This window comes from Maricaulis sp. CAU 1757, from assembly GCF_054482675.1.
Genome location: NZ_JBTLRI010000001.1, coordinates 230,145 through 256,645, shown reverse-complemented (window position 1 = coordinate 256,645; position 26,501 = coordinate 230,145). Strand labels below are relative to the sequence as shown.

Here is a 26,501-nt window from a genome sequence, read left to right as displayed (position 1 = left end):
AGAGATGAATGGGCAGGTGGGGCGCTTAGGGCGCCCCTTTATTTTACTGGCTCGGACGGGTCCGAGGTCGGCTCGGCCCGGCTCAGCCCTTCTTGGCCACCAGCGTCTCCCAGCCGTCGATCGGCTCCTGCCGGTGCACCTTGAGGCCTGCCGCCTCATACGCCTGGCGCACCCAGGCCTCCTGTTCGGTCAGCAGTCCGGACAGGATGACCTGGCCGTTGTCGGCGAGGGCGTTGGCAATGCCGGGCGCCAGCTCGACCAGCGGGCCGGCCAGGATGTTGGCGAAGATCAGGTCAAACTTGCGGCCCGCCAGCTTGGCGTGATCAAGACCTTCGGCGGTGAAGCAGTCAATCTGCGGCGTCCCGTTTTTCTCGCAATTGACCACGCTCTCCTCGACCGCCTCCGGGTCGATGTCCGAGGCCAGCACCTCGGCGTCCGGCAGGAGCTTGGCGGCGGCGATGGCGAGGGCGGCGGTGCCGCAGCCGAGATCGAACACGATGGCTGGGCGCTCGCCGCGATCGAGCATGTCGGAGAACGCGATCAGGCAGCCGCGCGTGGTGCCGTGATGGCCGGTGCCGAAGGCCGGGCCGGCCTCGATCTCCAGCCCGGTCTGGCCGTCGCGGACAGCGTGCCGGTCATGCGCGCCATGCACGGTGAAACGCCCGGCCTCGACCGGTTTCAGGCCTTCCAGCGAGATGCGGACCCAGTCCTCTTCGGGGATCGGGGCGCAGGTCAGGGCGATGCTGTCGGGCAGGCCGGCGACGGCGCGGAAGGCGGCCTCGTCCGGGCTGGCGTCGAACATGACGTCGAGCTGGTGGGTCGGACCGGCCTCGAACAGCGACCAGGACAGGGCGATCTGCGGGGCGGCCGCGTCGAGGCGTTCAACGGCGTCGGCGAGGACGGGAAAGTCGGCGAGGGCGGTGAGGCGCCAGAGCGTGGTCATGTCGGGGCTCCGAAGGACGAGGGTGCGCGGCGCCTGGCGCCGGTTTCACTCCGCTTGCGGCATTTCCAGCGCCTGTTCAAGGGCGCGGCGTATCTCCGTCCAGGCCGGCGTGGTCGGGTCGATCAGCTCGAAATGGCCCGCGCCGTCGATGACATGGTGTTCGACGCGGTCTCCGCGAGCCCCGGCGAGGGTGCTGTAGCGGTCGCCGAAATCCGGAGGCACGATGGGGTCCAGTGCGCCGGAGAAGAGGATCTGTCGGACCGCCAGTGGCGGCATTGCGGCCGGTGAGAGTGTGGCGAGGTCGGCGTCGCCGATCAAGCGGGACACCGTGTCCGGTTCTCCGCAGCGGCCCGGGCCGTTGTCGCGGTAATCCGCCAGGTCGAGGATGCCGGCGAGGCTGATGACGGCGTCCGGCTCGAGGACGCGGTCATGGGCCGCCCAGACGGCCAGGTGGCCGCCGGCGGAATGGCCGAGATAGGCTAGCCGGTCGAGGTCAAGATCGTGCGCGGCGGCCAGCGTGCCAAGATGGGTAACGCCGGTGCGCACGTCGTCGAACGTGCCCGGCCAGCCGCCATCGGCATGGCCGAGGCGGGCATATTCGACGTTCCACACTGCGATGTCCCGGTTGCGCAGATCGGCCGCAAGATAGTCCTGGAGGATGGTGCCAGGAACTTGTGACAGCCAGCAGCCGCCGTGGATCATCACCACGACCGGATGGGGGCCGGGACCTGTCGGCAGCCACAGCTCGCCGAACTCCTGCTCGCCGGGTCCGTACTGGACGCGGTGGTCAGCGGTTTCGCGTGGGCGCTCGAGGAGGTCGCTCCAGGTGATGGGACGGGAGGCAGCGTGAGGGTCGGCCGGGACGGGCGGGGTGGTCTGGCAGGCTGCGAGGGTGAGGGCCGCGATCAGGGCAAGGCTACGCAAGCGGACACTCCGGAACTTGGGCTCGTGGTGAGACATGCGAGCGCAGGCTCGGAATAGGGCATGGATGTCTTGCCGGGAGTTCGCCTCAGAGGGTCAAAGCGGTCAAGGCGCATGCCCGTTGCGTGGCGCCGACGGCGGCCTTGACAGCTTTGACCCTCTGCGGCCGGCTAGCCTGCATAACATCGAGCAGGCTCGCTTGTCCCAAGAGGAACTCGGCGCGCTCGGGGCTACGGCAATTCCCGCAGGAAGTTCTCGACCACCTTCTTCTCGCCCGCCTTGTCGAACTTGACGGTGAACTTGGCGCCGTCGGCCTTCTTGACGGTGCCGTAGCCGAACTTGTCGTGGAAGACGCGGTCGCCGGCTTTCCATTTGCCGGTGGTGTCGCTGTCGCCGCTCTCGATCAGGGTCGCCTTGGCGTTGATGGTGGGCGGGTTGGAGCGGGCGCCGGACTGGGAGTTGGCCTGGTAGCGTTTCCAGCCGGGGCTTGAATAGGACGAGGCCATGGGATTGGCCGGCTCGCGGACATTCTCGAAGCCGGGGCCGCCATCGTAATAGCCGGTCTCCGAGCGCGCCTCGACATGGTCGACCGGCATTTCGTCGATGAAGCGGCTGGGGATGACCGACTGCCAGCGGCCATAGATCATGCGGTTGGCGGTGAACGTGATGATGGCGCGTTCGCGCGCCCGCGTGATGCCGACATAGGCGAGGCGGCGTTCTTCCTCGAGGGATTTGGTGCCGCCCTCGTCGAGCGAGCGCTGGGAGGGGAAGACGGTCTCTTCCCAGCCCGGCAGGAAGACGAGGGGAAATTCCAGGCCCTTGGCGCCGTGCAGCGTCATCAGGGAGACCTCTTCCTCTTCGGTGGTGCGGTCGGCATCGGTCAGCAGGGCGACGTGTTCGAGATAGGCCTCGAGCGTATCCCACTCGCCCATGGCGCGGACCAGTTCCTTGAGGTTTTCCAGCCGGCCGGCGGCCTGGGGCGTCTTGTCCTCGCGCCACATGGCGGTATAGCCGCTCTCGTCGAGGATGATCTCGGCGAGCTCCTCGAGGCGGCTCTCCTCGGCCTGTTCGCGCCAGCGTTCGACGTCGCGCAGGAAGACCTGAAGGCCGGTGCGCGCCTTGCCGCGGATCTCGTCGGTCTGGACCATGAGGCGGGCCGCTTCCGACATCGGCACGCCCATGGAGCGGGCAGCCATGGCGATCTTCTGCACCGTGGTGTCGCCAATGCCGCGCTTGGGCGTGTTGACGATGCGTTCGAAGGCGAGGTCGTCCTCCGGCGAGCGCACCAGGCGCAGATAGGCATGCGCGTCGCGCACTTCGGCGCGCTCGAAGAAGCGCGGTCCGCCGATTACCTTGTAGGGCAGGCCGAGCATTATGAAGCGGTCCTCGAAGGCCCGCATCTGCCAGGCGGCGCGCACCAGCACGGCGCAGTCCTCATAGGAGCGCTGGCCGGACACCCAGTTCTCGATCTCCTCGGCCACGTAGCGGGCTTCCGCCTCGCCATCCCAGATGCCGCGCACCTGGACCTTCTCGCCGGCCTCGTCCTCGGTCCACAGCGTCTTGCCGAGACGCGAGCGGTTGGCGGCGATGAGGCCGGAGGCGGCGCCCAGGATGTGGGCGGTGGAGCGGTAATTGCGTTCCAGCCGGATGACCTCGGCGCCCGGGAAGTCCTTCTCGAAGCGCAGGATGTTGTCGACCTCGGCGCCGCGCCAACCATAGATCGACTGGTCGTCATCGCCGACGCAGCAGATATTCCCGGTGCCCTGGGCCAAGAGACGCAGCCAGAGATACTGGGCGATATTGGTGTCCTGGTATTCGTCGACCAGGAGATAGCGGAACTTGTCGTGATAGATATTCAGGACATCGGGGTGGTCCTTGAAGATGTGCAGGGTGTGCAGCAGCAGATCGCCGAAATCGCAGGCGTTCAGGGTGCGAAGGCGATCCTGGTAGAGCTCGTAGAGCTTCTGGCCGCGACCCTCGGCGAAGGCCCACTTGTCGTCCTCGCCAAGCTGGGCCGGCATGAGGCCGCGATTTTTCCAGCCGTCGATCAGGCTTGAGAGATGGCGCGGGGTCCAGCGCTTCTCGTCGATCCCCTCGGCCTGGATGATCTGTTTCAACAGGCGCAGCTGGTCGTCGGTGTCGAGGATGGTGAAGCTCGACTTGAGCTCCACGAGCTCGGCATGGCGGCGCAGGATCTGGGCCGAGATGGAGTGGAAGGTGCCGAGCCAGGGTACGCCCTCGACGGCCTCGCCGATGATCCTGCCGACGCGCTCCTTCATCTCGCGCGCCGCCTTGTTGGTGAAGGTGACGGCGAGGATTTCCCACGGCCGGGCGCGGCCGGTGGCCAGGATGTGGGCCAGGCGCGTGGTCAGCACCCGCGTCTTGCCGGTGCCGGCGCCCGCGAGCACCAGCACGGCGCCGTCAAGCGCTTCCACGGCGGCGCGCTGTTCCGGGTTCAGACCCTCGAGATAGGGCGTCGGCGGCGCCGGCCGCGCCATGTCGGAAATGGAGAGATTGGACATCGGATCTTCAGCTGGATGACGGATCAGCCGCTATTGTGGACCGATTGGCCCGCCAGCCCAAGGCCGCGATGTGTGATTGTTCGACTTTTGTTCGAAGCCGGTTGTGGTCAGCCGAACAGCGCGTCGACGTCGGCCTGGACGCTTTCGTCCTGGTATTCCGCCTCGCCTTCGGTCTGGCCGTGGATGGCGCCGGAGGCGGCGGCGATCAGCGGCTTGATTTCGGTGGTGGCGGTATGGGCGATGGCGGCGAAGTCGTCGGGGCCGGGCTCGCCGCGCAGGCGCTCCTGGGCTTCCATCACCTCGGTGTCGATCTGCAGGATCAGGGTTTCAAGGTGGGCCCGTACGGCCTTCGGTGCGGCGCCATAGGCGAGGATGGCCAGGTCCTTGTCCTTGAACGCGGAATTGGCGAAGTGCCCGCAATAATCGAGCGGTTGCCAGTCGAGCACGTCCTCGGCGCAATCGGGCATGTCGGGCAGCATTTCCATCAACATGACCACTTCGTTGAAGTGGTTGAGATAGTCGGTGGCGAGCCCGGTCTCCGGGTTGATATTGGCGGCGGCAAGCGCCTCGGCCGACAGGGCGCCCTGTCCCAGTGCAGGGCGGGAACCCGCCTCGATGTCCTGCCAATCCGGTGTCATTCCGCCACCTTTAGTCGGACAATCTTTCCAGAGAGTAAGCGCTCATAAAGCATGAACAGTTCCGGCTCCGGTCCGTCCGGGAGCGGTTCAGCCGTGCTCCTCCTCGCTGATCTCGGCGAGGCGGCGGGCATAGGCCGCCTGGGCATCGGCCTTGGTGATGACACCGACAATGTCCTGGTCGCCGGTGCGGCGCCGCACGGCTGCGCGGTCGAGCTGCTCGGCATCGAGCACGGACAGGGCCTTGGACAGGGTGTCGTCCTCGAAGACATGGGCGCTGTCAGGGAACTCGGCATCGCCCCAATCATCCAGCCCGATATAGAAATCGCGCACCCGTACGGTCTGCAGGACGAGGCGGCCGGAGCCGCCGGCGATGTGGTAGCCCTTGCGCTGGACCTGGAGCTGGAACAGCGACCCGCCGAGCACCGACTGGGTCAGCACGGTGGCCAGGGAGACGGCGACCAGCACGGCAACCGAGGCCTCGTAGCTGGCGGTCAGTTCGAACACGATCAAGGTGGTCGACAGCGGCGCGCCGAGCACGGCTCCGGCGACCGCGCCCATGCCGATGACGGCGAAGAAGCTCGCCCCGGCGGTCTGATCTCCCAGCAGTGCGGTCATGATCAGCCCGAAGGCCGAGCCCAGCATGGCGCCTAGATACATGGAGGGCGAGAAAACGCCGCCGCCGAAACGGCAGGCCAGGGTGATGATGGTCGCGATCACCTTGAGGGTGATGAACAGGATCAGCTCGCCGAACAGGTATTCGCTCTGCAGGGCGTTGGAGGTCGCTTCATAGCCGACCCCCAGGATCTCCGGCGCCAGCAGGGCCAGGAGGCCGATCACCAGACCACCGGGGATGGGCAGGAACCAGGTCGGCACGGAGAAACGGTCGCACAGGCTCGTCAGCCGTCCGGGCAGGAACAGCATGCCGCGATTGAACAGGATGGCGAGGCCGGCGGCGGCGATGCCGAGCAGGGCCGCGGCGGGAAAATCCCACAGCGTGGTGGTGGCGATCTCCGGCATGCCGAATACCGGGTCCTGGCCGAGATGCTGACGCACGATGACGGCGCCGACGACGGAGGACACGGCGACCGGCGCGATCGAGCGCAGGGCGTAATGCCCGAGGATCACCTCGAAGGCGAACAGGGCGCCGGCGACCGGGGCGTTGAAACTGGCCGACACCGCGGCGGCGGCGCCGCAGGCCAGCAGGATGCGGCTACCGCGCGGCGGCATTTTGAGAATCTGGCTGAACGCCGAGGCCAGCGAGGCTCCCAGATGGACCGCCGGACCCTCGCGCCCGGCACTGGCGCCGCCGCCGAGTGATATGGCCGAAATCACGGCAGAATACAGTCCGGCGCCGACCGGGATGCGGCCGGAGCGCACGGCGCGCGCCTCGACCACGTCGGACACCACCGAGGCGCGCGTTTCGGGCGTCAGGCCAAGCTGCTTGCCGATCAGCAACAGGATGGCGACCAGGAGGCCGGTGGCCAGCGGGATCAGGATCAGGCGCGAGGCGGGCAGGGTCGCGGCGGTCGAGGCGAGCTCGACCTCGGTGACGCCGAAGGCGGTCTGCTCGACCAGGGAGATGCCGAGGCGCAGGCCGAGCGTGGCATATCCCGCGACCACGCCGACGGTCAGGCCCAGAAGCCAGAGGGCCGGCCCGCGTCCTTCGCGCATCGCTGTCAGCAGATAATTCACGTCCTCGCCCGCCCAGCAGTCCGTTCGCCCTCAAACTGGGTTGTATTGCGGGCGCGGGTCAAGTTTGGTGCGCCGTGACACCATCCGTTTGGGCGCGGGCATCAAGGACGCTAAGGTCGAAAGGCAAAGGGGGGACCTGAAATGAAAAGCACACTTGCAATCGCCGCACTGGCCTTGCTGGCGACCGGGGCGGCCTGGGGCCAGGCGCCGAGCAGCGTCTACACGCGTATCGACGAGAATTGTGCCGGGCGAGCCCTGGGCGATGAGCAGCCGGTGTACGAGACGGCGTGTGCCGGGCCGTCCGGGTGGAGTGTCTACCTGCATGCATCGGAGCATGGTCAGTCGATCCGATATGTGGCGGACGGACAGGCCTGGTCGACGCCGGTCATGGCGCCGCAGCTCGGCATGTTCGGGGAGTTCCACGATGTCATCGAATGGCGCTATCGGGGCGATGAGGTGAGGGCCAGCATTCACCGGTATTTCCATTACAGCCCCGGCGCGTCCGGTGCGGGCGGGGAGATGGCGCAGCGCCAGACCCTGCAGGTGACCGGTTTGCGGGCGGGCGTCGACGACAGCGCCTGTGCGGTGGCCTGGATCGCCGCGGACCGGGTTGCCAATGCCAATGAACTGGCGCGTCGCATCGCCGACCGGATCGTGCCGGCCGCAGCGTGCCCGTCGAAAGTCCTGGCTATCGAGACCCTGGATGACGCCCGGCGGGCCGGTCTGTCGGCGGATTGATCAGCTCTTAGCGGCCCGCCGCTGCAGGCGTCGAAGCACCCAGACCCGGACCGAGGAGGCCAGGGGTTCAGTGCCGCGCGCCTGGTCGAGATCGGCGATGAGGGCGGCCACGGCGCGACCATCCTCGGCGCAGGCGCGGTCGATTTCGGCCCAGAACTCCGGTTCGAGGGAGACGCTGGTGCGGTGACCGGCGAGGGAGAGCGAACGTTTGACCAGCGGCATGGCGGCAGGCTCCCCGATCCTGACCGGTCGGGCAAGCCTGCTGTGCCGTGTCAGCCGGCCTTGGGCAGCTTGGCCCAGGTGGCGGGGCCGACTATGGCATCGGCCTGCAGTGTTTCGCGGGACTGGAACAGGCGCACGGCGAGCTCGGTGGACGGCCCGAAATCACCGTCGATGACGACCGGGAAGCCGGCCTTGCGCAGGCACTCCTGCAGATAGGCCACGGCCGGGCCCTTGTCGCCGCGCTTGAGGACGGCGCGGGCGCCGGGCGGGTTGTCGGCCTCGATCAGGATGCCGCCGAGGCGGGCCAGCTCGGTCTTGGCCTTGCCGAGATAGTTTCGCCGGTCCTCCAGCCCGTTAGTGCCGCCATTGATGGCCCGGGTGACGGCCACCAGATCGTCGCGATCGGCCTTGTCGTTGATGTTGCGGCTGGTCCAGTATTCCGCCGCGATGATCAGGGACAGGGCCGGTTCGGCGGCGCGTTCCGGCTCGCCCTCCAGGTCGATGCCGAGCTTCTTGCCGAGGGCGCGGTAATTGGCCCGGCCGGTCAGCTGGATGAGGCCGCGACCCTTGTAGCGCTTGCCGTCGCCGGGCTCGCTATTGCCGAGATCGGCGCGCCCCTCATAAGCGGCCCCGGAGGCAAATTCCTCGGTGGTCCGGAAGCCGGCGCTCTCATGCGCCAGCTGGGCCAGGAAATGGGCGATGCGGAGCGGCGTGTCGATACGGTAATCGGCCAATGTGGCACGCAGCGTGGCCCCGACGGCGTTGATGATCTCGGCCTGCCGGCGGGCCTTGTCCCCGGAGAAGCGTGGCGCGATGGCGTGCAGGGTATCGGCGTTGACCGGCAACATGTCGGATCTCCCAGTTCGCAGAGCTGCCCGACCCTACACCAAAACCGGATTGTGCGGCGTGATCCTCGCCACGCGCGCCGGCGCGGCCGTAAACGTCGTTCACGGACTGGTTACCCTCATGGGAAGAATTCGAGGCGAAATTGATTCAGATGCGCTAGGCAAGGGGTTCGCATGGGCTGCGAAGGCTCCAAGGGGTTGCGATGTCGAGATGGTATAAACCGGTTCCGCTGACGCCACGGGCGCGGGACACCGTTCCGGACGAATCCGGCGTGTATGTCCTGCTCGAGAACGAGGCTGATTTGACGTCAGTGCTCAAGATCGGGCCGACGCGGTCACTGCGGCGCATGTTCGAGCGTGAGGCGGAGGGGCCTGCGGCCGAGCGTCCGGCAAAGCCGACGGCGATGATGTTCTGGCCGACCTCGTCCGATGCGCGCGAGGCGTCCAGGCTGATCGTTGAATACCGTCGAAAGCGGGGACGGTCACCGGCCCTGAATGCGGCTTTCTAGCCGTCTGTTTCAGTGGCCGGGGGACGGCCTGGATCACCGACCGAGCCCGCCGCGTCCCCGGCGGGCTCCCGTCGTTTGGCCTCCAGTTCTTTTTGAACCTTGAGACGCTGCGCCTCGGCCAGTTCACGGGCTGCCTTCGGCATGCCGTGGGCGACGCGATTGGCCGCGGCGGCTCGCGCCTTGTCGGCGCGGGCCTTCTGCTTGCGGTACTGGCGCAGGTTGACGGGCTTGGCGCTCATCGGCGGATCAGGCGTTGGGGCCGATCATTTTCTCCGGACGCACGATCTCGTCGAACTGCTCCTCGCTGACGAAGCCCAGCTTGACCGCCTCCTCGCGCAGCGTGGTGCCGTTCTTGTGGGCGGTCTTGGCGACGATAGTGGCGTTGTCGTAGCCGATGGTCGAATTGAGCGCCGTGACCAGCATGAGCGAGCGTTCCATCAGCGAGCGGATATTGTCCTCGCGCGCGGTGATGCCGGTGACGCACTTGTCGGTGAAGGTGTTGGCGGCGTCGGAGAGCAGGCGGATCGACTGCAGCACATTGTAGATGATCACCGGCTTGAACACGTTGAGCTCGAAATGGCCCTGGCTGCCGGCGAAGGAGACGGTGGTGTTGTTGCCCATGACCTGGGCGCACACCATGGTCATCGCCTCGCACTGGGTCGGGTTGACCTTGCCCGGCATGATCGACGAGCCCGGCTCGTTTTCCGGCAGGGCAATCTCGCCGAGACCGGAGCGCGGGCCGGAGCCCAGGAGGCGGATGTCATTGGCGATCTTGAACAGCGACACGGCGGCCGAATTGAGCATGCCCTGCGCCTCGACCAGCGCGTCCTTGGTGGCCAGTGCCTCGAACTTGTTAGGCGCGGTGCGGAAGGGCAGCTTGGTGAAGGCGGCGACTTCCTCGGCGAACTTCTCGGCGAAGCCCGGCTTGGCGTTGAGCCCAGTGCCGACGGCGGTGCCGCCCTGGGCCAGTTCCATCAGCGCGTCCATCGTGCCCTCGACGCGGCGGATGGCATTGCCGACCATGGCCGTGTAGCCGGAGAATTCCTGTCCGAGCGTGAGCGGGGTGGCGTCCTGCAGATGGGTCCGGCCGATCTTGATGATGTCCTTGAACTCGTTCGCCTTGTCGTTGAGTGCATTGTGCAGCTTGCCGAGCGCCGGCAGGAGGCGGTGGTCGATTTCCTCGGCGGCGGCGATGTGCATCGCCGTGGGGAAGGTGTCGTTGGACGATTGCGAGCGGTTGACGTGGTCGTTCGGGTGCACCGGATCCTTCGAGCCGACAGTGCCGCCGAGCATCTGGATGGCGCGGTTGGAGACCACTTCATTGGTGTTCATGTTGGACTGGGTGCCCGAGCCGGTCTGCCAGACAGACAAGGGGAAATGGTCGTTCCACTTGCCCTCGGCCACTTCGAGCGCGGCGGCGGCGATGGCGTCGGCCAGTTCCGGCTCGAGATTGCCCAGCTGCTTGTTGGTCAGGGCGGCGGAACGCTTGACGATGCCGAGGGCGCGGATCAGCGGCACCGGCATGGTCTCGGTGCCGATCGGGAAGTTGATCAGGGAGCGCGCGGTCTGGGCGCCGTAGAGCTTGTCGGCGGGAACTTCGAGAGGGCCGAAGCTGTCGGTTTCGGTGCGCTTATCGCTCATGAGGGGAGACTCCTTGCAGCCCGCCGGACGCGGCTTGATGATGGCAAACTTGATTCGGACGTGTAGCACTTGGGCGTGATCCATCAAGATGATGATGCGTTTCAGGTCTGCCTCCGGCATCCGAAACCGGTCCTGGAAAGGTTCAGGCACGAATGTCTGGCGATGAACTCAATCTGCGCGTCGACGCGCTGACCACGCAGACGCGGCGCTTCAAGTCGCTGATCGGCGAGTTCCTGCGTCTGGAATTCAAGCGGGCGCGGCCGAAATGGGGTCCCTACGAGGTGTGCATCGAGATCGAGGGCGTGGCCGGTGATGATGGCCGCGATGTCGATCCGGTGGCCAAGGCCGTGCTCGACGCGCTGACCGGGGTGGTGTTTCACGAGGGCAGCCAGGTGCGGCGCCTGGAAGTGATCAAGCGCGAGGGACCCCGCCCGCGCATCGCGGTGACGGCGCGGCCGATGGCCGAACAGCGCGTGCTGGAAGACGCCTGAGGGGCGCGGCTTCCAGCGACGGTTTGCGAAACCGGGGAAAACTTTCGCGATGTCCCCGCAACTTTCTGTGCTTTATCCAGCTATATCAAAGACTTGAAATTTTTATTGCGCGCCAAATCCGCCGGGGGTCTGTCCGGGGGTAGGTTCGTGCAGGGTCGGGGAAATGGGGGTGTTCGGATGTATTGGGAAAGATCGGTACAGCGTCCATCCGGGGGGCTCAGCCAACCGGGGTGCGGATTGGGCGAGCTTGCCATGGCGGGCTGGATAGCTGAGGTCCCCCGGTCAAGCCGGGGGATGACGGTGGATTGGGGGCAATGCAATGCGCGCGCCGGGCGCTGGATATGTGAAGCTCGATGCGGCGAACACCGGGGTGATGGGTCCCGGACCTCCGCCCCGCCTGCGCGGGGCATGCATCCGGGATGACATTTTTTGTGTTTGGTTGGATTTATCGCGCCACAGCGCGGAGAGAGCCATTGATCTCTTGTCAGCCAGCGGGCCTCAGGGGGAATTTCAAGTCAAGGCCGCCTTCGGCGCCGCTCCGCGGGCATGCGCCTTGAGTTGGAATTCCCCCTGAGGCTTTCTCTCGGCAAGAGATGAATGGGGATGTGCGGGCGCTGGGGGCGCCCGGGATTGCCTGCGGAGGGGGCGCGTTTCGCCTGAAGGCTGGGCGCGATTCAGCGCGCCGAACGATCTGAGCCTCGCCCTGTCCGCACGCACCGTCATGGCCGGGCTTGGGCGGAGTAAAAGGGGTGCGGCGACGTGATGGCCCGGGAATGCCTAACCTTTTTGTCATCGGGTTTTTCTGGCCATGGGCGGACGACCAGCCTAGCCTGTGCCCAGCTCAGTCGAATGAGGGGAAGATCATGAAAAACTGGATGTATCTGGCGGCCACGGCCCTTGTGGTGGCGCTGCCCGGCATGGCGTCGGCACAGGTCGAGCGCGTGGTGCGCGGCAATCTGGAGATGGAGAATATTCCGGATATCCCGGAGGATGTGTCCGAACGGCTGCGCACCTACCAGAACACGCGTTCGGCCGGCTTCCAGGGCTTCCTGCCCGATGGCGGCATCCTGATCTCGACGCGCTTCGGCGAGACCAGCCAGATCCACCGGGTCGACCAGCCGATGGGCGCGCGCTCGCAGCTGACCTTCTATGACGAGCCGGTCAACGGGGCCAGCATCCGGCCGGGCGGGGCGGGGGAGTTCGGCTTTGCCCGTGATCGCGGTGGTGACGAGTATTACCAGCTCTTCGTGTTCGACCTGGACAGCGGTGATGTGCGCCGCATCACCGAGGACGAGACGCGCAACGGGTCGGCGAGCTGGTCGGACGACGGGGCCCATATCGCCTGGTACCGCTCGACCGAAGGCGATCCGGACTGGGATATCCTGGTGGCCGATGCGGACGACCCGACGAGCCGGCGGGTGCTGGTCGAGGGCGAGGGCGCGATCTTCCCGGGCGACTGGTCCGATGACGGCGCGCAAATCCTGTTCGGGCGCTATTATTCGATCACGCACAGTGACCTGTTCGTGGCCGATGTGGCGACCGGCGAGGTGACGGAAATCAATCCGGACGCCGACGTGGCCTATGGCGGGGCGGAATTCCTGCCCGACGGCGATATTCTTGCGGTGACCGATGACGGGGCGGAGTTCCGCCGCGTGGTGCGTTTTGACGCGGACAGCGGCGACAAGGCCTTCGTGACGCCGGAGCATGGCTGGGACGTGTCCTCGATGAATGTGTCGCCGGACGGCCGCACCCTGGCCTATATCCTCAATGCCGGCGGGCTGTCGGAGTTGCATTTGCTCGATATCGAAAGCGGCGAGAGCCTGGCCAGCCCGGACCTGCCGGTCGGTCTGGTCGGCGGGCTGGAATGGGATGAGGACGGCTCGCGCCTGGGCTTCACGCTCAACGCGGCGACATCGCCGAGCGATGCCTGGGTGTATGAACTGGCATCCGGTGCGCTGACGCGCTGGACGCAGAGCGAGGTCGGCGGGCTGGACACGTCACGCTTCGTCGAGCCGGAGCTGGTCTCCTTCGAGAGCTTTGACGGGCTGGACGTGCCGGCCTTCGTCTACAAGCCGGACAGCGAGGGACCGCACCCGGTCATCGTGTCGATCCATGGCGGCCCGGAAGGCCAGTACCGGCCCAGCTTCTCCTCGACCATCCAGTACTGGGTCAACGAGCTGGGCGCGGCGGTGATTGCCCCGAACGTGCGCGGCTCGAGCGGCTATGGGCGCGAATACGTGATGCTGGACAACGCCTTCAACCGCGAGGACTCGGTGCGCGATATCGGCGCCCTGCTCGACTGGGTGGCCGAGCAGCCGGACCTCGATGCGGACCGCGTGGTGGTTTATGGCGGCTCCTATGGCGGCTACATGGTGCTGGCCTCGATGGTGCACTATTCCGACCGCCTGGCGGGCGGCGTCGACATTGTCGGCATCTCCAACTTCATCACCTTCCTGGAGAACACGGCCGGTTATCGGCGCGATCTGCGCCGGGCCGAGTATGGCGATGAGCGCGATGACGACATGCGGGCCTATTTCGAGGAGATCTCGCCGTCCAACCGGGCGCACGAGATCACCGCGCCGCTGTTCATCATCCAGGGGCTGAACGATCCGCGCGTGCCCGCGAGCGAGGCGGAACAGATCCTGGTCGCGGTGCGCGAGGCGGGCGGCGATCCCTGGTACCTGCTGGCCAATGACGAGGGCCACGGCTTCCGCAAGAAGTCGAACCGGGACTTCCAGCGCGAGGCGGAGACGATGTTCCTGCGCGAGGTGCTGGGGCTGGAATAAAAGTTGTCGGGCAGGGCGGTGCGTCTTCCCGTAGGTACGTAATGGGGAAGGTGTCATCCCGGATGGATGCCCCGCGGATGCGGGGCGCAAGTCCGGGACCCATCATCCCGGTGTCTGCCGGTTTTGCGAGCGGGTCGGGGAGCGAGGGTATGGGTCCCGGCCCTCCGGCCCGCCTGCGCGGGCCATGCGGCCGGGATGACAGTGGTGTGTGAGCGGGCGGGTGCGGGCGCGGCGCGTCCGCTCTACCAAGACGGCTCAGCGCATCCCCCCCGCCATCTTCACCGCTTCCGGGCGCGCCCGCAGCCTCACCATGGCGACGATCCCGACGGCCGGGCCGATGGCGAGCGGGGTGAAGGCCCAGGTCCAGCCGACGGCTTCGATCCACAGCGGCAGGAGCTGGACCATGAGGGCGGTGAGGGCGAAGCCGAGGGCGGTCTGCAGGGTCAGCAGGGTGCCGGTGGTGCCGGGCGGGGCGAGCTCGGTGATGGCGGCGGAGAATTGCGCGCTGTCGGCGATGACGCTGATACCCCAGACCATCAGGACAAGGATGAGGACGAGCGGGGCGGCGTGGAAGAGCGGGCCGGCCAGCAGGGCGCAGCTGCCGGAGACGGCGAGGGCGGCGATGGTGATGGCGGTGCGGCCATGGCGATCGGCCAGGCGGCCGGCCAGGATGCAGCCGATCGTGCCGACGGCAATCGTGGCGAAGGCGGTCAGGTCGCCCCAGGCCGCCGGGGCGTCGCGGCGGGCCCAGTAGGCGTGGGCGAAGGGGCCGATCCAGGCCCACAGGGCGTAGAGCTCCCACATGTGGCCGAGATAGCCCAGATTGGCCAGGCGCAGGGCCGGGTCGCGGATGGCCAGCCTCGCGGCGGCCGGGTTGAAGGCGGCGGCTTGCCAGGCCGGGCCGATGCGGGTCTTGAGCACCAGGCCGGCGGCCAGCACGGCGAGGGCGGCCGAGACGGTGAAGGGCAGGCGCCAGTCGAGGCCGGAGCCGGCCAGCTGCACGGCGAAGGGCAGGGCCGAGCCCAGGGTCAGGGCGGCGACCAGGAGACCGACGAGGAGTCCGGTATCGCCCCTGCCCCAGCTGGCGGCGAGCTTCATGCCGACCGGGTAGACCAGGGCCAGGCCGGCACCGGCGATGAGGCGGCTGGCGATCATGGCCAAGCTGCCGGGTTCCAGGCCGAGCGCGGCCAGATTGGCGAGGGCGGCGATGACGGCGCCGACGGCGAAGACATGGCGGGCGTCGAACCGGTCGGGCAGGCCGGCCAGGGCGCTGGCCAGGGCGCCGATGACGAAGCCGGCCTGCACGGCGCTGGTCAGGGCGGCCCGGCGCCAGGCCGCGAGCGGGGCGGCGGTCACCAGATCGGGCAGGGCTGCGGCCCCGGCGAACCAGACCGACAGGGCCAGGAGCTGGGCGGCGATGATCAGGCCGAGAGCCGACCATTTCGCCCGGTCAAACCGGGCGGGCTGTGGATGAGCAGGCGATGGCGGGCGCATGGCGGGGCCCGGCCGGCGCTATTTCTTGCGGAAGCTGTCGAGGCTGACGACCTGGCCGCTGCCGTCCGGCGAATGATCGTCATCGCCATTGTCACCGCCATCGTCCTTGTCGGCCTTCTCGGCGGCCTTTTCCGGCTTGGCCTTGCCGATCGAGGCGGGGGCGTTGGCCGCGGCCTCTTCCTCGTGCTCGAACTGCAGGTGGAAGCCGACGCTGGGGTCGTGGAAGCGGGTGATCGCGGAATAGGGCATCTTGAGATATTTCGGCACGCCGGAGAATTTCAGCGTCACCTCGAAGCCGGTCTCGGTGATTTCCAGGTCCCAGAACTGGTGCTCGAGGACGATGGTCATCTCCTCGGGATACTTGTCCTTGAGGCTGGGGTCGATATCGACGCCGGGCGCCCCGGTGCGGAAGGTGATGTAGAAATGGTGCTGGCCGGGCAGGCCTTCCGGCGCCGCGGCACGCAGCAGGGCCTGGCGAACGACGCCGCGCAGCGCGTCCTGCGCCATCAGGTCGTACCGCATCAGATCCTTGGCCATGTCGTGTCTCCCCCGGACGTCATTGATTTCGAGCGTACTCCACGGCAGGGGCACGTCAACGGGGAAGGGCGGCTGGCGCTGTGGGTGGGGTGAAGCGAGGGTAAAATAATCAAGGAAAGTGGAGGCTTCTGTTGCCAGGTGCCTCCGGACCCCGCCTGGACTCGCTAAGGGCCCAGGAGTTTTAGAGCGAGATTACCCGCGCTGCATTACGCAGCGAGAGCGACCTCTTCAGCAAAGTTGTCGTTGGCAACTTTAAAAATGAGCCTGTATCGGGCCTCACCCGAGCGAAAGCAGTCCCTTTTACCCGTCCGTCGATCCTGTTTCGGCCCCAAGCAATGCCCGCCAACGACGGGGATAGAGATTGGTGGAGCCGCCGGGTACTGCCCCCGGGTCCGGTCCGGTTATTATGAGCGCGTTTATCGCTATAGCTGGCGAACCAGCACGCTCAATATAGGGGATTTGCCCGGCGTTTTGAAGGGGGGAGCGCGGTTACAACGCGGCCAGCAGCATCAGGCTGACGGCAACCAGGGAAAAGCTGACAACCAGGGCGAAGGCCTGGACCGGCACGCGCAGCGCGGCGCCCCACCAGCTGGACGCGTAAAAGTGCCGGTCGGCCCGCCACAGCGTGACCAGCAGGCCCAACCCGCCTGTCACCAGAGCGGCAATGGTCAGGGCGACACTGGGAGCCCAGTTGGCCAGCAGCAGCGTGGCGCCGATCAGGGGCAACAGCGGCACCTGCAGGTAAAGCACGGCAATCAGCTGCTCGATCAGCCGGCGGCGGGGGTGCAGAAGCCGGTTCAGCAGGGCGAGGATCAGCACCGTGAGCAGCAGCGCCTGACCGGCCGAGGCCGCGGCCCGGGCTTCCAGGAAGCGTGGCTCGGCCGCGGCCTGGTACTCGAAATCGGACATGAAGCCGGGCAGGCCGTCATCCTGCGCTTCCTGCACCAGGCAGGCCCGGGTGTCGCCGTCGATCAGGCGCGGGGCGGGCGGCTCGCCCATCTCGAACACGGTGACCACGATGCCGGCGTCGGCGGGGTAGTTTAGCGAGCCGTCATCGGCGATCTCGTCGGGACCGGGCCAGGCGCCGCACAGGTCTGGCGGGGCGGGGCGGGCCAGCAGGTCGGCCTGGCTCGCCTCGGTGCGCTCCTCGGCCGGGATCAAGAAGCTGCGGCGGTAGGCGATCTCGGCATCGTCGAGCGCCCGCACGCTGTCCTCATTCGGCAGGATATCGACCGCCAGCACGCGCATGTCGAAGCTTGCCATGGCGGCGAAGAAGGCCAGGCTGACCAGGAGGTAGAGGCGGACCGGCGGGGTGAAGCGGGCGCGCTGGCCGTCGGCATAGCGCCGGGCCAGTCGGCCGGGATCGACCAGGGCGGCGCGCAGCGTGGTCAGGAAACGGCCGTCCCAAGTGAAGATGTCACCGACACTGTCGGTCAGCAGGGTCCAGGCCGGGCGGCGGATATCGCGCTCGTGCTGCCCGCACTGGCTGCAGTACGGGCCGGTGAGCGCAGCGCCGCAATTGGCGCAGGGTGCGCCGGGTCTGGAGTGCTCGGTCTGGGTCATGGGCTGTGCGTTGTCCCCCGGAACCCCATTGGTGACCGGGTCGGCGCAGGGGTCAAGCGGTCGTGTCGGGCGGCGCGGCGCGGCTGCGACGCTGTGCTGGGCTGGATTTGCGATTGAGCGACCTATATGAGCGGTGACCGAACTTTCTCTCGTGCGCTCAGGAGTGTGTGTCTCGTGATTTCCCGTCGCTTGTTTCTCGGATCCGCGGCCGCCGCCGGCGGCGTTGCTGCCAGTGGCCTTCTGCCGGCCTGGGCGCAGTCCGGAGGTGCGGCCAATCTGAACGGGCTGCGGCCCCTGTCGGGCGAGGTCTTTGACCTGACGATCGGCCATTCGCAGGTGCGCATCAACGGGCAGACCGGGCCGGCGATCACGGTCAACGACCAGGTGCCCGCCCCGCTCTTGCGCTGGCGTGAGGGCGACGAGGTAACGCTGCGCGTGCACAACACGCTGGCCGAGGACACCTCGATCCACTGGCACGGCCTGCTGCTGCCCTTCGAGATGGACGGGGTGCCGGGCGTGACCTTCCCCGGCATCCGGCCGGGCGAGACCTTCACCTACCGCTTCCCCATCGTGCAGGCGGGGACCTACTGGTACCATTCGCATTCCGGACTGCAGGAACAGATGGGCCATTACGGGCCGATCATCATCGAGCCTGCGGGCGCTGACCCGGTCGCCTATGACCGAGAATACGTGGTGGTGCTCTCGGACTATACCTTCGAAGGGCCGCACCGGGTGTTCGAGAAGCTGATGAAGGTCAGCCACACCTATAATTACCAGCAGCGCACGGTGCCGGACTTCTTCCAAGATGCGCGTGAGGACGGCTTCATGTCGGCCCTGCGCAATCGCCTGATGTGGGGCGAGATGCGGATGAACCCGACCGACATCTCCGACGTCACCGGGGCGACCCTGGACATGCTGGTCAACGGGCACGGGCCGGACGACAACTGGACCGGGCTGTTCGAGCCGGGCGAGCGGGTCCGCCTGCGCTTCATCAACGCCTCGGCCATGACCATTTTCAATGTCCGTTTCCCGGACCTGCCGATGACCGTGGTGCAGGCGGACGGGCTGGACGTGCAGCCCGTCGAGGTGGGCGAGTTCCAGTTCGGGCCGGCAGAGACCTATGACGTCATCGTCGAGCCGCGCGACCACCGCGCCTACACCATGATGTGCGAGAATATCGACCGCTCCGGCTTTGCCCGCGCCACCCTGGCGCCGCGCCTTGGCATGGTCGCGCCGGTGCCGCCGCTGCGTCCGCGTCCGACCCTGACCATGACCGACATGGCGATGGATCACGGCTCGATGGGGCATGGCGGGCACGCCACAGACGATGACAGCGCCGGGCCGATGGATCACACCGCCATGGGGCATGGCGGTATGGACCACGGCGCGATGGGGCACGGTGCAATGGGGCACGGCGCGGCGATGCCGGATGACAGCGGGCCGCAACGCCATGACCATCCGGACGGGCCGGGCGTGGTCGGGCTGGCGGCCCAGCCGACCAACCGGCTCGGCGAGCCTGGGGCAGGCCTGACCGACGTGCCGCACAAGGTGCTGGTCTACACCGACCTCAAGAGCCTGGTGCCAAATCCGGACCGGCGACCGCCCGGCCGCGAGCTGGAAATCCACCTGACCTCCAACATGGAGCGCTACATGTGGTCGTTTGACGGGCGGCGCTTCTCAGAAGTGGTCGACCCGATCGTGTTCCACGAGGGCGAGCGCCTGCGCCTGACCCTGGTCAACGACACCATGATGGCGCACCCGATCCATCTGCACGGCATGTTCTTCGACGTCGTCACCGGCGTCGACGACGCGCACAAGCCGCGCAAGCACACCATAACCGTCAAGCCGGGCGAGAAGCTGTCGGTCGACGTGACGGCCGATGCGGTCGGTGACTGGGCCTTCCATTGTCACCTGCTCTACCACATGCATGCCGGCATGTTTCAGGTCGTCTCGGTGCTGCCCAACGACGAGGCGCCGGCGATGGGACATGACGCCCACGGTGCACATGGAGCGCATGCGGACCATCACGCGCCAGCAGCGCCGGACCCGCATGCGGGGCATGGCGCTCATGGCGGCCATGGTGATCACGGGGCAGGGCAGGGCGCGCCGGATCCCGATCCGCATGCCGGACATGGAGGACATCACTGATGCGCGCGCTCGTAACCGCCCTGGCCGCGCTGGCCGCCCTCGCGTCCCCCGCCGCCGCCCAATCCCAGGCCGAGGCATATTATCCGGCCGACGAGATGCGCGCCTCGCTGGAGCATCTGCGCGCCATCACCGGCGACCAGAAGGTTTTCTTCTTCCAGGCCGAACGGCTGGAAGTGCAGTGGGACCAGGACGGCGAGGAGACCGGCCTGTGGGACGTCAACGCATGGTATGGCGGGCGCATTCACCGGGTCTGGCTGAAGAGCGAGGCGGAGTACGAGGTCGGGCACGGCGAGTTCGAGGAATTCGAGGTGCAGGCGCTGTACAGTCGCGCGGTGTCGGATTTCTTCGACGTACAGGCCGGCCTGCGGCATGATTTCGAACCGGACGCCGGACGCAGCCATGCCGTGCTCGGCGTGCATGGCGAGGCCCCCTACTGGTTCGAGATCGATGCGGCGGCCTATCTGAGCGAGGACGGCGAATTGTCGGCGTCCTTCGAGACCGAATACGAGCTGCTGCTGACCCAGCGCCTGGTGCTGCAGCCCATGGTCGAACTGGGCTGGCAGGCCGAGGCGGTGCCGGAGCTGGGCCTGGGTTCGGGGTTCACGGGTGTCGAGGCGGGACTGCGCCTGCGCTATGAAGTGCGCCGTGAGATCGCTCCCTATGTCGGACTTGCCTGGGAGCGGGCGCTCGGCGACACGCGCGACCAAATCGCTGCGGCCGGCGGCGCGATCGAGACGACGCGACTGGTCGCCGGGGTGCGACTCTGGTTTTGATGCCGCGAACCGATTTCATGACAGGGGAATTCGCTATGAAAACGATACCATTGATTTCCGCCACCGCGCTTGCGCTGGCGCTGGGCAGCGCGGTCCACGCGGACCACGGCCATGGTGAGGACGAGGCCGACGGCCCGACGGCGGAAGCCTGCCGCGAGATGCACACGGCGATGATGGCCCGTCACGAGGCCGGCGAAAGCCATGACGACATCATGGCCTCGCTCGACGGCGAGGGGCGCGAAATGGCGCGGGCCTGCCACGCCCTGATGCAGGCCGAGGGGCATGCCCATGGCGCAGGCCACGGGCACGGTGAGGGTCACGGGCATGGCGACGGTCACGGGCAAGGCGAAGGTCACGCCCACGGCATGGCTCACGCCGACGGTCAGGCTGATGACCACGGCGAACATCAGGACGCGCCGCACGAGCACTAGGCGCGTCTGCCAGACCGCCTGACGACGCGGACCGGTCCGGCGGGCCGGTCCGCCCTTGCCTTTGGGGAGGCGTGAATGACGACATTGCTGCGCTGGACCGTCCGGGTCCACAAATGGGTCGCCCTGGCGGTCGGCATCCAGATCGTGCTGTGGGTGATGGGCGGTGTCGTCATGAGTGTGCTTCCGCTCGAGCAGGTGCGGGGCGAGCACAACATGGCCGTCCCGCCCGAGGTATCGATCGACGCCGCGCAGGTCCTGCCGCTGACCGAGGCGCTGCGCCAGGCCGATTTCACCGCCCCGCTCAGGCAGGCCCGGCTGGAGACCTGGCTCGACCGGCCGGTCTGGCGCGTGGTGTCGTCCGGAGGTCTGCCGGTGATGATCGATGCCGCGACCGGGGCCCGGCTCAGCCCGGTCGACGAGACGACCGCGATGGCCGTGGCCCGCGCCGATTACCTCGGGGAGGACGACATCGCCTCCGTCGAGTACCTGGCGGCCGCGCCGCGCGAAGCCGGCGGGGGTGGCCCCGTATGGCGCGTGACCATGGATGACGGCGAGGAAACCCGTCTCTACGTCAGCCCCGACACCGGCCTCATCGCGGCGCGGCGCAATGCCAGCTGGCGCTTTTTCGACTTCTTCTGGATGCTCCACATCATGGACTATGAGGAGCGGGAGAATTTCAACAATCCGCTGCTGATCACGGCTTCGCTGCTGGCGCTGCTGACGGTGCTGGCCGGATTTCTCCTGCTGATCCTGCGCATGCAGCGCCTGGTGCGCATGGAAATGGCAAAGGCCCGGATGCGGCGGTCGGTCGGCCCGAACGGGTCGAGCCAGAGCCGGCGAGGTGCTTGATGGCTGCGTTCAGGATGCGCGGTGTCATGTGTGCGGCGGCCCTGCTGGGGCCCATGCTGGTGGCGGCCTGCACGGATGTCGAGGAAGCGGCGCAATGGCCGATCCCGACCGATGACCCCGCCGTCCTGACGCAGGGTGCGGAGCTCTACCGGGCCCATTGCGCCAGCTGCCACGGCGCCGAGCTGGAAGGCCAGCCGGACTGGCGCACGCGGCGCCCCGACGGTCGTCTGCCGGCGCCGCCGCATGATGTGACGGGGCATACCTGGCACCATCCGGACGCAGTGCTGTTCGAGATCACAAAGCTGGGCACGGAGGCGGTGACGCCGCCGGGGTATGAGTCCGACATGCCCGGATTTGCGGAGCAGTTGAGCGATGCCGAGATCCGCACCGTGCTGGCTTATATCAAGTCGACCTGGCCGGCGGAGATCCGCGCGCGCCAGGACGCGATGAGCCAGCCGGTGGAGTAGGTTTTTCCTGGCCCGCTGGCGCGGGCGCCCCTCATCCCCGCTTCGCGGACCTTCTCCCCGGTGGGGGAGAAGGGGTTTCGCGCGTTCTGGTGTCATCCCGGATGGATGCCCCGCGAATGCGGGGCGGAAGTCCGGGCCCCATCATCCCGGTGGCTGCCACCGGAGCGAGGTGGTTGGAGAGGGAGCGTATAGGTCCCGGCCCTCCGGCCCGCCTGCGCGGGCCATGCGGCCGGGATGACAGATTTGGTTTGCATACGCGCAAGGCGCGGAGATGATCATTGATCTCTTGTCGGCCAGCGGGCCTCAAGGGGTTTTCCAAGTCAAGGGCGGTGCAGCCGCCGCTTCGCGGTTTTACCCTTGAGTTGGAAAACCGCTTGAGGCGACATCTCGGCAAGAGATGAATGGGCAGATGCGGGCGCGATAGGTGCGCTTTTTGGTCTGCCACGCGCCTTGCGGTCTGGCCGCCCCGGAACACTCCCTGCGCGCGGGCGTTGCAGTGTGACACCAGTCTGCACTCGCATCCAGGGAGCCCAGCCATGCAGGAACACAAGTCCAGCTATGTGAAGTTCGCCGCCATGATCGTCACCTCCATGGTGGTGATGTTCGGCATCAAGTATCTCAACACTTACGACCTGTCGCACGTCTATTGGTCGGAGACGCGCTTCTACATGACTTTCATGATGGGCGGGGCGATGGCCATCGTCATGCTCGCCTTCATGCTGTCCATGTACAAGGACAGCAGGCTCAACCTGGCCATCTTCGCCGGCAGCGCGCTGGTCTTCCTGGTCGCCCTGTGGCTGGTGCGCAGCCAGGAGACCGTGGGCGACGAGAGCTGGATGAGCGCCATGATCCCGCACCACTCGATCGCCATCCTGACCTCCGAGCGGGCCCATATCGAGGATGTCCGCGTGCGCGAACTGGCCAACGCGATCATCGAGGCCCAGCGCAAGGAGATCAAGGAAATGGAGTGGCTGCTCGAGGATATCGACGCCAACGGCCTGGCGACCACGCAGGCCGAGGCGGCGGCGCGGCCGGTGCCGGAATACGAGGGCGTGGTGGCGCCGGATGATCCGACGGTGCCTTAGGCAAACCGCGAACAGTACCGGGCGCCGCGTTGCTTGGTCGCCGAACGCGCTAACCGTGCGGCTGTGCACCAGCTGCTGTGACCGGGCCGGCCTCAACGAGGCGAAGCGGCACTCCCGCCAGTCGCTGCGGCAGGGGCAGGCGGCTGCCGGACGTGGCCGAGCGGGCAAGTTGGAGCCGGATTTCCGGACCATCCGGCCCGCCCACGAGTGCCAATCCGTTGACAATGGCGCCATCCAGGCCGAGGCGAGCTCCATCGACCATGACCTGGTCCTGCATCAGCAATTCATGGAGTACGTCAAATACGGTCAGCGCCGTTTCGATCTGCGCCGGGTCGTCGGACAGCTTCGCCAACTGAGCGGGAGTGAGGTCGGGGCGCATCGGGTGGCGGACATCCTTTCCGGTACTAGGAGCTGAATGCGCTTCTCGGGTCTGCTTGGCAACCCATGGGGGCGATCGCCGGCCGTCGCCCGGACAGGGGCGACGACCCGGCGACCTTGCTGCCTGTCAGCGTTTGAAGCTGACTGCACCACCGGCGGGTGTGGCCAGAGCGGCCAGGACCTTGTCGATCGGATTGATCCAGGACTTGAAGTCGCTGGTGCGGGTGGAGCCTTGCGAATTGTCGGCGAAGTACAGGCCGACAGGGATATTGGTGCCACTCTCCGTGACCAGCGAACCGGAGTCGCCGCTGCGCCCGAAGGCGCTGGCCGGGTCATCAACTTCGATCTGGTTGACGAAGCGCCCGGTTTTCGCGCCCGGGTATTCGACATTGACGGCGACGCCGACGGCGCTGACCTTGCCCGTTGTCGCGCCGGTGGTCCGACCGGATTTCTGGACCGCGAGGTTTTCCACTGCGGTCTTGGATCCGGCGCCGAGAGCCGCTGCGGAACCGTCGGCCTGGACAATCCCGGCAGTCACCAGGCTGGGATCGCTGACAACCCCGATGGCGGCATCCACTTCATTGCTGGCCGAGCTGCCAAAATCGACGGCAACCAGCGGGCCGGTGACGCCGATCTGGTCGGTCAGCGCGCCGCCGTCTCCCGGTGAAGGTTGCAGGATCACACTGGACGTCGATCCATCCTGTGGCACGAAAACGTGCCAGTTGCTCAGTATGCCGGTCTTGCTTCCGTAGGTTACGGCGCAGCCCAGTGTCCCGGACGGCGTGCTCCCGGTCACGACATGGGCCGAGCAGCCACCGGCCGCAGGGCGCAACTTGGCCTGCTGGCCGCGCGCCGCGGTGATCGCGCCGATGACCGTGGTATGGACCGGAATGCCCTGAACCTCCGAGGGGAAAGCCGGGCGGTTGCGGATGCTGCGGGTTGGATGGCGCAGGCGCAGGCCAAGGGCGACACGAGGGGTGCGGTGGTCGCTGTTCGGGTGGCGCTGAATGGCAAGGCCGTTGACGCACTGGGGGTGTTGGGGGTCGGCGATGGCGTCGGGTTCGAATTCAACGCCGGCCAGGTAGAGCTCGTAGAGTTCGTGATAGGCGCTCAGAACGCGATCGAAATGGGCCTCGTCATCGAGGAGATGTTCGATTTGTTCGAACCGGATGTCGGGTTTCATTGAAACCTCCATGAGTTAGGGCGTAACCGGGCTCGGCGGCCATGCCGCCAGAGCCCGGATCCGGCTGTCAGCGTGCGGCGCATGTCGCCGCACATGGGGTCAGGCAGGTTCCATCTCGGCGGCCTGGGCGCCCGATGATGCCGACTGGTCGAAGGTCATCTTGGAACTGATGACTCCCAGCAGGATCGGCAGGGTGCTCTTGATGGGGCCGAGCGAGATCGTGTTGCTGTTGTCGTCGAACTTGACGTCCTTGCTGTTGGCATAGGCGGAGTGCTTGGCACCGCCGATGCGGAAGGGTCCGATCGACACCGACGTCGTGGTCTCGGTCTTGAAGGCCGACTTCAGATAGCTGTAATCGGCATTGCTCAGGGTCAGGGTGATTTGCGGCTCGAAGGCGATCACCGCGTAGGCCGGAATGCGGCCGAGGGAGCCCTTGGGACCGAAGAAGTCCGGGGCCGACTTGAGCAGCTTGTTGTGGTAGTTCTGGATCAAGCCCTGCTGGAACCACTTGCCCGGGGACAGCTTGAACACGCCGAGCCCGGTAAAGGCCGCCTCGAACGAAAAGTCCGTATGGCTGTAGTCGAAGGTGTGGGTGTCCTTCTGGGTGGAGGTTGAAACCTCGACATTGATGAAGAAGTCGTCGAAGCCGCCTTCGGCGCTTACGGCCCAGCCGAAATCCTTCCAGGATTGCGACGTGGCGCTGCCGTCGAACTTGATGACCTGGCCCTTGGTCCCGTTCGTGCTGGCCGCTTGCCATTCCTGGTACTTGGCGTTGAAACCGTCGATGGCAAATGCCGGCGCAAAGCTTGAGACCAGGCTGCTCGCAGGCGGCGACGGGTTCGCACCTGGCAGTTCCGGCGTCCCGCCCGCGGGGGCGATGGTGCCGGTTTTCACCGCCATGTTGTAGGGCGTCTGCATGGTTATGTCATTGGCCCCGGATGCCGCGCTCAACATGTTGCGGGCCTGGGCGATGACCTCATAACCGGCGCCATAGCGCTGGGTCATGAGTTGCTGCCACTTGCTGACCGCACCGGACAACGCGTTACGCGCCTCGATGAAGGTCGGGTACTGGCTCTGGACGTAGGCGGCGAAGGTGATGTCCGGTGCGATCTGCTTGTACTGGGTCCAGCCCGTCATCGCCTTGGTCTGAACTGCCGACATGTTGTTCTGGGCCGCGTTCATGGCTGTGGCGGCGACGTTGATCTGGCTGTCCAGGTTGGGATTGGGATCGCCACCCAGGTCGATATTGTCGAGAAAGGTCTCGTAGCTCGATACCAGGTCGCTCATCTCGATATAGGACGGAGAAGCGGCCGGGATGGTGTTGCCGATCTGGTAGACATATTCGGCGGCAACTTGCGGATCGCTATTGCCCAGGTCGACGGAGAGGTTTGCCGAGGCAAAGCTCAGGCCCTGGACGTTCGGATCGAACGTGCCGGTTGATACGGCTTGCTTGAGTTGTGTGGCGTACTGCTTCCACACGTCACCGGTTGTTGTGTTAGGCATGGCTTTGGCCCCTTTGGTGTTGAACTGTCAGGATTTCTGACATCGCCCCGTCCGATGTGAACGGTGAGTTGGGCAAGATGCGCCTTCAACCAGTAATTGAAACTGGGGAAGTGTTCCCCATGGACGTGAGGGCCTCCCGCGG

General features: G+C 66.7%; 25 protein-coding genes and 1 other RNA gene. 10 read left to right on the top strand and 16 right to left on the bottom strand.

From position 1 onward, the window contains the following. Nucleotides 1–82 precede the first annotated feature (82 nt). The 5 genes from ACXYMR_RS01255 to ACXYMR_RS01235 form a co-directional block, all read right to left on the bottom strand. Nucleotides 83–943, bottom strand: a complete 861-nt coding sequence (locus ACXYMR_RS01255; protein WP_458940930.1) for a 50S ribosomal protein L11 methyltransferase — start codon at nucleotides 941–943, stop codon at nucleotides 83–85. Nucleotides 944–988: 45 nt separating this feature from the next. Continuing rightward, nucleotides 989–1,867 (bottom strand): alpha/beta hydrolase, encoded by an 879-nt coding sequence (locus tag ACXYMR_RS01250; RefSeq protein WP_458940929.1) that lies wholly within the window; start codon nucleotides 1,865–1,867, stop codon nucleotides 989–991. Nucleotides 1,868–2,094: 227 nt separating this feature from the next. After that, a complete protein-coding gene (locus ACXYMR_RS01245; RefSeq protein WP_458940928.1) occupies nucleotides 2,095–4,386 on the bottom strand; it encodes an ATP-dependent helicase in 2,292 nt (763 codons plus the stop codon). Between the two features lie 107 nt (nucleotides 4,387–4,493). Beyond that, entirely contained in the window at nucleotides 4,494–5,024 is a 531-nt protein-coding gene (locus tag ACXYMR_RS01240) for a hypothetical protein (RefSeq protein ID WP_458940927.1), read from the bottom strand. A gap of 87 nt (nucleotides 5,025–5,111) precedes the next feature. Then, the gene (locus tag ACXYMR_RS01235; protein WP_458940926.1) at nucleotides 5,112–6,716 is read right to left on the bottom strand and encodes a chloride channel protein; all 1,605 of its coding nucleotides are present in this window, start codon (nucleotides 6,714–6,716) and stop codon (nucleotides 5,112–5,114) included. Nucleotides 6,717–6,857: 141 nt separating this feature from the next. Between ACXYMR_RS01235 and ACXYMR_RS01230 the strand changes: the two genes are divergently transcribed. Continuing rightward, nucleotides 6,858–7,454 carry a hypothetical protein gene (locus ACXYMR_RS01230; protein WP_458940925.1) on the top strand — a complete coding sequence of 199 codons (597 nt, stop codon included), beginning with the start codon at nucleotides 6,858–6,860 and terminating at the stop codon, nucleotides 7,452–7,454. Here ACXYMR_RS01230 and ACXYMR_RS01225 read toward each other — a convergent pair whose 3' ends face one another. Together ACXYMR_RS01225 and ACXYMR_RS01220 are read right to left on the bottom strand one after the other, a co-directional pair. Next, nucleotides 7,455–7,676 (bottom strand): ribbon-helix-helix domain-containing protein, encoded by a 222-nt coding sequence (locus ACXYMR_RS01225; protein ID WP_458940924.1) that lies wholly within the window; start codon nucleotides 7,674–7,676, stop codon nucleotides 7,455–7,457. A gap of 50 nt (nucleotides 7,677–7,726) precedes the next feature. Then, complete coding sequence (locus ACXYMR_RS01220) at nucleotides 7,727–8,524, bottom strand: peptidoglycan-binding protein (protein ID WP_458940923.1); 798 nt, start codon at nucleotides 8,522–8,524, stop codon at nucleotides 7,727–7,729. Nucleotides 8,525–8,724: 200 nt separating this feature from the next. On the opposite strand from ACXYMR_RS01220, the gene ACXYMR_RS01215 reads away from it, so the two are divergent. Beyond that, entirely contained in the window at nucleotides 8,725–9,030 is a 306-nt protein-coding gene (locus tag ACXYMR_RS01215; RefSeq protein WP_458940922.1) for a hypothetical protein, read from the top strand. Here the strand turns inward: ACXYMR_RS01215 and ACXYMR_RS01210 are convergent. Both ACXYMR_RS01210 and fumC read right to left on the bottom strand, forming a co-directional pair. After that, complete coding sequence (locus ACXYMR_RS01210; protein WP_458940921.1) at nucleotides 9,027–9,269, bottom strand: DUF4169 family protein; 243 nt, start codon at nucleotides 9,267–9,269, stop codon at nucleotides 9,027–9,029. The two genes, ACXYMR_RS01215 and ACXYMR_RS01210, sit on opposite strands and share 4 nt — an antisense overlap. Nucleotides 9,270–9,276: 7 nt before the next feature. Continuing rightward, nucleotides 9,277–10,671: a class II fumarate hydratase gene (gene fumC / locus ACXYMR_RS01205; RefSeq protein WP_458940920.1), complete on the bottom strand. Its 1,395-nt coding sequence runs from the start codon at nucleotides 10,669–10,671 to the stop codon at nucleotides 9,277–9,279. A gap of 152 nt (nucleotides 10,672–10,823) precedes the next feature. Between fumC and ACXYMR_RS01200 the strand changes: the two genes are divergently transcribed. Together ACXYMR_RS01200 and ACXYMR_RS01195 are read left to right on the top strand one after the other, a co-directional pair. Continuing rightward, on the top strand, nucleotides 10,824–11,162 hold the full coding sequence (locus ACXYMR_RS01200; protein WP_458940919.1) for a RusA family crossover junction endodeoxyribonuclease: 339 nt from the start codon (nucleotides 10,824–10,826) through the stop codon (nucleotides 11,160–11,162). Nucleotides 11,163–12,025: 863 nt separating this feature from the next. After that, a complete protein-coding gene (locus tag ACXYMR_RS01195; protein ID WP_458940918.1) occupies nucleotides 12,026–13,948 on the top strand; it encodes a S9 family peptidase in 1,923 nt (640 codons plus the stop codon). 255 nt (nucleotides 13,949–14,203) lie between these two features. Here the strand turns inward: ACXYMR_RS01195 and ACXYMR_RS01190 are convergent, their stop codons facing one another. The 4 genes from ACXYMR_RS01190 to ACXYMR_RS01175 all read right to left on the bottom strand — a co-directional run bounded on the left by ACXYMR_RS01190 (nucleotide 14,204) and on the right by ACXYMR_RS01175 (nucleotide 17,542). Next, nucleotides 14,204–15,442: an MFS transporter gene (locus ACXYMR_RS01190; RefSeq protein ID WP_458940917.1), complete on the bottom strand. Its 1,239-nt coding sequence runs from the start codon at nucleotides 15,440–15,442 to the stop codon at nucleotides 14,204–14,206. Nucleotides 15,443–15,460: 18 nt separating this feature from the next. After that, nucleotides 15,461–15,979, bottom strand: a complete 519-nt coding sequence (locus tag ACXYMR_RS01185; RefSeq protein WP_458940916.1) for an SspB family protein — start codon at nucleotides 15,977–15,979, stop codon at nucleotides 15,461–15,463. A 117-nt stretch (nucleotides 15,980–16,096) separates the two neighbouring features. Further along, nucleotides 16,097–16,459: a transfer-messenger RNA gene (gene ssrA, locus ACXYMR_RS01180) on the bottom strand. 9 nt (nucleotides 16,460–16,468) lie between these two features. Continuing rightward, complete coding sequence (locus ACXYMR_RS01175; protein ID WP_458940915.1) at nucleotides 16,469–17,542, bottom strand: DUF3667 domain-containing protein; 1,074 nt, start codon at nucleotides 17,540–17,542, stop codon at nucleotides 16,469–16,471. Nucleotides 17,543–17,716: 174 nt separating this feature from the next. Here ACXYMR_RS01175 and ACXYMR_RS01170 point away from each other — a divergent pair, with 174 nt between their 5' ends. The 6 genes from ACXYMR_RS01170 (at nucleotide 17,717) to ACXYMR_RS01145 (ending at nucleotide 23,295) form a co-directional block, all read left to right on the top strand. Then, on the top strand, nucleotides 17,717–19,690 hold the full coding sequence (locus ACXYMR_RS01170; RefSeq protein ID WP_458940914.1) for a copper resistance system multicopper oxidase: 1,974 nt from the start codon (nucleotides 17,717–17,719) through the stop codon (nucleotides 19,688–19,690). After that, nucleotides 19,690–20,463: a copper resistance protein B gene (locus ACXYMR_RS01165; RefSeq protein ID WP_458940913.1), complete on the top strand. Its 774-nt coding sequence runs from the start codon at nucleotides 19,690–19,692 to the stop codon at nucleotides 20,461–20,463. The genes ACXYMR_RS01170 and ACXYMR_RS01165 overlap by 1 nt, the downstream gene beginning before the upstream one ends. Nucleotides 20,464–20,498: 35 nt before the next feature. Beyond that, a complete protein-coding gene (locus ACXYMR_RS01160; protein WP_458940912.1) occupies nucleotides 20,499–20,894 on the top strand; it encodes a hypothetical protein in 396 nt (131 codons plus the stop codon). Nucleotides 20,895–20,969: 75 nt separating this feature from the next. Then, the gene (locus ACXYMR_RS01155) at nucleotides 20,970–21,743 is read left to right on the top strand and encodes a PepSY domain-containing protein (protein ID WP_458940911.1); all 774 of its coding nucleotides are present in this window, start codon (nucleotides 20,970–20,972) and stop codon (nucleotides 21,741–21,743) included. After that, a complete protein-coding gene (locus ACXYMR_RS01150; protein ID WP_458940910.1) occupies nucleotides 21,743–22,210 on the top strand; it encodes a c-type cytochrome in 468 nt (155 codons plus the stop codon). Before ACXYMR_RS01155 ends, ACXYMR_RS01150 begins: the two co-directional genes overlap by 1 nt. 536 nt (nucleotides 22,211–22,746) lie before the next feature. Next, on the top strand, nucleotides 22,747–23,295 hold the full coding sequence (locus ACXYMR_RS01145) for a DUF305 domain-containing protein (RefSeq protein ID WP_458940909.1): 549 nt from the start codon (nucleotides 22,747–22,749) through the stop codon (nucleotides 23,293–23,295). Between the two features lie 49 nt (nucleotides 23,296–23,344). Here the strand turns inward: ACXYMR_RS01145 and ACXYMR_RS01140 are convergent, their stop codons facing one another. From ACXYMR_RS01140 to ACXYMR_RS01130, 3 genes are all read right to left on the bottom strand, one after another. Beyond that, nucleotides 23,345–23,674 carry a hypothetical protein gene (locus tag ACXYMR_RS01140; RefSeq protein WP_458940908.1) on the bottom strand — a complete coding sequence of 110 codons (330 nt, stop codon included), beginning with the start codon at nucleotides 23,672–23,674 and terminating at the stop codon, nucleotides 23,345–23,347. 126 nt (nucleotides 23,675–23,800) lie between these two features. Next, nucleotides 23,801–24,856, bottom strand: a complete 1,056-nt coding sequence (locus tag ACXYMR_RS01135; protein ID WP_458940907.1) for a chymotrypsin family serine protease — start codon at nucleotides 24,854–24,856, stop codon at nucleotides 23,801–23,803. Nucleotides 24,857–24,955: 99 nt separating this feature from the next. Then, nucleotides 24,956–26,359 (bottom strand): hypothetical protein, encoded by a 1,404-nt coding sequence (locus ACXYMR_RS01130; protein WP_458940906.1) that lies wholly within the window; start codon nucleotides 26,357–26,359, stop codon nucleotides 24,956–24,958. Between the last annotated feature and the right edge of the window lie 142 nt (nucleotides 26,360–26,501).

Coding starts and splice junctions, on each gene's coding strand:
- ACXYMR_RS01215 (WP_458940922.1), top strand. CDS start 8,725: ATGTCGAGATGGTATAAACCGGTTCCGCTGACGCCACGGGCGCGGGAC.
- ACXYMR_RS01195 (WP_458940918.1), top strand. CDS start 12,026: ATGAAAAACTGGATGTATCTGGCGGCCACGGCCCTTGTGGTGGCGCTG.
- ACXYMR_RS01145 (WP_458940909.1), top strand. CDS start 22,747: ATGCAGGAACACAAGTCCAGCTATGTGAAGTTCGCCGCCATGATCGTC.
- fumC (WP_458940920.1), bottom strand. CDS start 10,671: ATGAGCGATAAGCGCACCGAAACCGACAGCTTCGGCCCTCTCGAAGTT.
- ACXYMR_RS01155 (WP_458940911.1), top strand. CDS start 20,970: ATGACGACATTGCTGCGCTGGACCGTCCGGGTCCACAAATGGGTCGCC.
- ACXYMR_RS01165 (WP_458940913.1), top strand. CDS start 19,690: ATGCGCGCGCTCGTAACCGCCCTGGCCGCGCTGGCCGCCCTCGCGTCC.
- ACXYMR_RS01150 (WP_458940910.1), top strand. CDS start 21,743: ATGGCTGCGTTCAGGATGCGCGGTGTCATGTGTGCGGCGGCCCTGCTG.
- ACXYMR_RS01130 (WP_458940906.1), bottom strand. CDS start 26,359: ATGCCTAACACAACAACCGGTGACGTGTGGAAGCAGTACGCCACACAA.
- ACXYMR_RS01140 (WP_458940908.1), bottom strand. CDS start 23,674: ATGCGCCCCGACCTCACTCCCGCTCAGTTGGCGAAGCTGTCCGACGAC.
- ACXYMR_RS01230 (WP_458940925.1), top strand. CDS start 6,858: ATGAAAAGCACACTTGCAATCGCCGCACTGGCCTTGCTGGCGACCGGG.
- ACXYMR_RS01190 (WP_458940917.1), bottom strand. CDS start 15,442: ATGCGCCCGCCATCGCCTGCTCATCCACAGCCCGCCCGGTTTGACCGG.
- ACXYMR_RS01200 (WP_458940919.1), top strand. CDS start 10,824: ATGTCTGGCGATGAACTCAATCTGCGCGTCGACGCGCTGACCACGCAG.
- ACXYMR_RS01225 (WP_458940924.1), bottom strand. CDS start 7,676: ATGCCGCTGGTCAAACGTTCGCTCTCCCTCGCCGGTCACCGCACCAGC.
- ACXYMR_RS01185 (WP_458940916.1), bottom strand. CDS start 15,979: ATGGCCAAGGATCTGATGCGGTACGACCTGATGGCGCAGGACGCGCTG.
- ACXYMR_RS01220 (WP_458940923.1), bottom strand. CDS start 8,524: ATGTTGCCGGTCAACGCCGATACCCTGCACGCCATCGCGCCACGCTTC.
- ACXYMR_RS01135 (WP_458940907.1), bottom strand. CDS start 24,856: ATGAAACCCGACATCCGGTTCGAACAAATCGAACATCTCCTCGATGAC.
- ACXYMR_RS01210 (WP_458940921.1), bottom strand. CDS start 9,269: ATGAGCGCCAAGCCCGTCAACCTGCGCCAGTACCGCAAGCAGAAGGCC.
- ACXYMR_RS01255 (WP_458940930.1), bottom strand. CDS start 943: ATGACCACGCTCTGGCGCCTCACCGCCCTCGCCGACTTTCCCGTCCTC.
- ACXYMR_RS01240 (WP_458940927.1), bottom strand. CDS start 5,024: ATGACACCGGATTGGCAGGACATCGAGGCGGGTTCCCGCCCTGCACTG.
- ACXYMR_RS01160 (WP_458940912.1), top strand. CDS start 20,499: ATGAAAACGATACCATTGATTTCCGCCACCGCGCTTGCGCTGGCGCTG.
- ACXYMR_RS01175 (WP_458940915.1), bottom strand. CDS start 17,542: ATGACCCAGACCGAGCACTCCAGACCCGGCGCACCCTGCGCCAATTGC.
- ACXYMR_RS01245 (WP_458940928.1), bottom strand. CDS start 4,386: ATGTCCAATCTCTCCATTTCCGACATGGCGCGGCCGGCGCCGCCGACG.